The following is a 4,438-nucleotide window of genomic DNA, read 5'->3' as shown; positions in this document are numbered from 1 at the left end:
TTTTTTTTATATTAAAGATTTTTATCTAAAATTAAAAAGGTGCTATTTAAACAATTTTTCATCGTCTAAACAACACCTTTATTAAAATATAGGGATACTCTTATTTAACATCTAAAATTCCATATCCATTGTCTATAGTTTTACCTAATATTTCTAAATTTATAGGTTTACTGAAAATTGGACCATCTACTACAATAGTATGGTATTCTCCATTTTCACCACATGCATCAGATCCAGTCTTCTTGATTTCTTCTACAAGCTCTTTATCTAACACCTTGCCTAAAAAATTCTCACTCATATTTTCCAAATTTACCTTTTTTATCACAGCCTTAAATCCACTATCTATAAATTCATGGACAAGCCCTTCTCTATCTCCATTCCATAGAGGCAACTCGTAGTCAAGACCAGCATTAGTAGCTCTATCTATATCCCACTGTCTATGAAGCTCTATATCTATATCTCCATATACTACTGTAGTAGCTCCCATTTCCTTTGCCACTAATAATTTCTTTTCAAATTCTGTTTCGTATTCACTAATATCACATTCAACGTATATTATAGGTATATTCAAGCTTTTACTAGCTTCCTCTAATAATCTTTTATTTATTGAATGTGTCCAAGAATCTGCTGAATCCTTTTTTATAGTAGTAATCAATGCTACAGGTGTAAAGCCTTCTTTTATTTTTTTGTACATGGCAAGCATGCAGTCCTTTCCACCACTGTAAGACATTACAAACTTTTTGCTATCCATTGTGTCACCTCATCTGAATTTTATTTACTTTATTATAATATTATTTTAATTTAATTTTTCATATTTTTAAACAAAAATTTCCTATAACATGTCAACTGCAGCTTCTATAAATCCCTTGAATATCGGATTAGCTCTATTTGGTCTACTCTTGAATTCTGGATGGTATTGAACACCAACATAGAATTTATTTTTACTTACTTCTACAGCTTCTACTAATTTATCATCTGGTGATGTACCTGCTATAGTAAGACCTGCATCTATCATTTGTTGTCTGTAGTCGTTGTTAAATTCATATCTATGACGATGTCTTTCTGATATATTTAAATCGCCATAGCATTTATGCATCATAGTTCCTTCTTTTATTTTACATGGATATGCTCCAAGTCTCATTGTTCCACCTAGTATATTTCCAAATTGGTCTGGCATTAAAGCTATTACTGGATATTTTACTTCTAAATCGAATTCTGTTGAGTTTGCATTTTCCATATTAAGTACGTTTCTAGCAAATTCTATAACTGCTATTTGCATACCTAGGCAAATTCCTAAGTAAGGTATATTGTTTACTCTAGCGTAATTTGCAGCACAGACCATACCTTCTATACCTCTATCGCCAAATCCACCTGGTACTAATATACCTTGGCAGTCCTTTAATAAACCATCTACTGTATCTTTATTAACACCTTCTGCATCTACCCATTTGATATCTATTTCTGCACTATTTTCATATCCTGCATGTGATAGAGCTTCAACTACTGATAAATACGCATCGTGTAATTTAGTGTATTTACCAACTAAAGCTATTTTTACAGTTTTATCTCTGTTTTTAACTCTTTCAAGCATATTTGTCCAATCAGATAAATCACATTTGTCGTATGTTAAATCTAATTCTCTACAAACTATATCACATAGATTTTGTTCTTCTAACATCATAGGTACTTCATATAGTACATCTATAGTTTTGTTTTCTATTACACAATCAGGTTTTACATTACAGAATAGTGATATTTTCTTCTTTATTACTTCATCTATAGGTGCTTCTGAACGAGTTACTATAATATCTGGCATTATACCTAAGCCTTGTAATTGTTTTACTGAATGTTGTGTTGGTTTAGATTTATGTTCTCCAGAGCTCTTTATATATGGAACTAATGTAACGTGTATAAATAAGCAGTTATGTCTTCCAACCTCTAATGATACTTGTCTTATAGCTTCTAAGAAAGGTTGACTTTCTATATCACCAGTTGTACCACCTATTTCAGTTATAACAACGTCTGCGTCGCTTTTTTCACCTACATTGTATATAAAGCTTTTTATTTCATTAGTTACATGAGGTATAACTTGTACAGTTTCACCTAAGTATTCACCTTTTCTCTCTTTATTTAAAACATTCCAATAAACTTTTCCTGTTGTTAAGTTTGAGTATTTATTTAAATCCTCATCTATAAATCTTTCATAGTGACCTAAGTCTAAATCTGTTTCAGCTCCATCTTCTGTTACATAAACTTCACCATGTTGATATGGACTCATTGTCCCTGGGTCTACGTTTATATATGGATCTAATTTTTGAGCTGCTACTTTAAATCCTCTACATTTTAATAATCTTCCTAAAGATGCTGCTGTTATACCTTTACCTAATCCTGAAACAACACCACCTGTTACAAATACATATTTTGTCATACTAAAAACCTCCTACACGAATAAAATTTAATAAATTTAATAAAATAATAATTAAAAACAACTTACAATTCATAAGTTTTTAAAATACTCTCAGCAATTTCCTTCTTAGTTACTCTTAAATCCATAGCCTGCTTTTCGATGTACCTGTGTGCTTGTGGCTCACTCATATTTAAATACTGTATTAAAATACATTTAGCTCTATCTATAAGTCTAATTTCACTAATTTTAACCTTAAGTCTTTCATTTTCACTTTGAAGACCTAAATACTTTTTCCTTGATACACAAATATACTTTATGCTCTTATACACAAATTGTCTATTTAATGGCTTCTCTATAACAAACACTCCATAATCTTCTACTTTAGATGAAATAGCATCGGCAATATCATTTTTTACTACTAATAAAACACCTGCATTATAATTTTTACTAATTGAAATAGAAAGTTCATGTCCAAACTCATCTGATAATGGAGTGTTGATAACTACTAAATCAAAATCACTTCTATTTAATATACGCCTAGCTTCACTACCATTGCCAACAGTGACCGTATTCGAAATTCCAACTGTTTTCATTAAGTCTACAAAAAAACTTTTCCCCTTTTCCGACGTTGACACTATCAGCGCACTAGTCATCTTGGTCCCCCCTTTTACATTTAAAGCTTGTCAAAATACAATTGCTTTTCTGCTCTAAATTTATCAGTTACTGAGCTATAAATATTCCATTCTTCCATCTTATCATTTATGTAATTATCGATAGTTTTTTGTGGCAATACGCTTTTTACAAATTCGCTATCTTTAGCTATCTCGATTGCTTCAATTAAATTAACAGGCAATTTTTTAACTCCCTGTAATTTTTCTTCTTCAGCATCAAATAAATTTATATTATGAGGTTTACAAAGCTCTAAATTATTTTCTATACCCTCCATACCTGCCTTAATTAAAAGCGCAAAAACTATATAAGGGTTACAGCTAGAATCAGGTGATCTAAGCTCCATTCTACATCTATCTCCTTTAGATGCTGGAATTCTTACAAGCTGTGATCTATTTTCCTTTGACCATGTAATATATTTTGGCGCCTTGTCTTTTCCAAATCTAGAATATGAATTCGTAGATGAATTTAAAAATAAAGTAACCTCTTCTATTCTATTTAATATACCTGCTATAAACTTTTTAGCGTATTCATAATCACTTGAATTTTGATTTTGAAAAACATTTTTTCCATCTTTATATAGAGATAGATTAATATGTAGTCCATTTCCACATTCAGTATTTAAAGGTCTAGGCATAAATGAAGCAAACAATCCATTTTCACATGCCTTAGTCTTGACAAGAGATCTAAAGCTTATTAAATTATCGGCAGCAGATAACGCATCGCTGTACTGATAATCTATTTCATTTTGTCCAGGTCCCTGCTCATGGTGTGAGCTTATAGGCATTATTCCCATTTCCTCAAGTGATAGACAAATATCTCTTCTTATATTTTCACATCTATCATTTGGATATATATCGCAATAAGTTCCTCTATCATAAGGCTTCATAGTTGGATTTCCAAATTCGTCTTGTTCAAATAAATAAAACTCACTCTCACAACCTATTTTAGTTGAAAAGCCCTTCAATCTACTTTCCTTTATAACTTCCTTTAAAATATTTCTACAATCTCCTTCAAAGCATCTTCCATCTGGATGTTTTATATTACAAAAAAATCTTACAACTCTCCCATGCTGTGGTCTCCATGGTAGTAAATACATAGTATTTGCCTCTGGAAATAGTAATAAATCAGATTCCTCTACATTCATAAAACCAGTTACAGCTGATGCATCGAAGGAAATTCCTTCATCAAAGGCTCTTTTTAATTCACTAGGCATTATCGTTATATTCTTTTGTTCTCCAAATATATCGCAAAATGCTAATCTTATAAATTTTATATCATTTTCTTCTATAAATTCTAAAACCTCACTAGTTTTATAATCCATGTAACTCCTCCTATAAATCTATATTTTATATGTAAAAA

Annotated in this window: 4 protein-coding genes; all 4 read right to left on the bottom strand. The window is 30.8% G+C overall.

The genetic code is table 11. From position 1 onward, the window contains the following. Positions 1–100: 100 nt before the first annotated feature. On the bottom strand, positions 101–751 hold the full coding sequence (locus SPD90_RS01250; protein ID WP_320924077.1) for a diphthine--ammonia ligase: 651 nt from the start codon (positions 749–751) through the stop codon (positions 101–103). 81 nt (positions 752–832) lie between these two features. Beyond that, positions 833–2,428 carry a CTP synthase gene (locus tag SPD90_RS01245; RefSeq protein ID WP_320625703.1) on the bottom strand — a complete coding sequence of 532 codons (1,596 nt, stop codon included), beginning with the start codon at positions 2,426–2,428 and terminating at the stop codon, positions 833–835. A gap of 62 nt (positions 2,429–2,490) precedes the next feature. Next, positions 2,491–3,060: an ANTAR domain-containing response regulator gene (locus SPD90_RS01240; protein ID WP_320924076.1), complete on the bottom strand. Its 570-nt coding sequence runs from the start codon at positions 3,058–3,060 to the stop codon at positions 2,491–2,493. 20 nt (positions 3,061–3,080) lie between these two features. Then, positions 3,081–4,400: a glutamine synthetase family protein gene (locus tag SPD90_RS01235; RefSeq protein ID WP_320924075.1), complete on the bottom strand. Its 1,320-nt coding sequence runs from the start codon at positions 4,398–4,400 to the stop codon at positions 3,081–3,083. Between the last annotated feature and the right edge of the window lie 38 nt (positions 4,401–4,438).

This window comes from Intestinibacter sp., assembly GCF_034113885.1.
GTDB lineage: Bacteria > Bacillota > Clostridia > Peptostreptococcales > Peptostreptococcaceae > Intestinibacter.
This window is presented reverse-complemented; position numbering and strand designations above follow the sequence as displayed.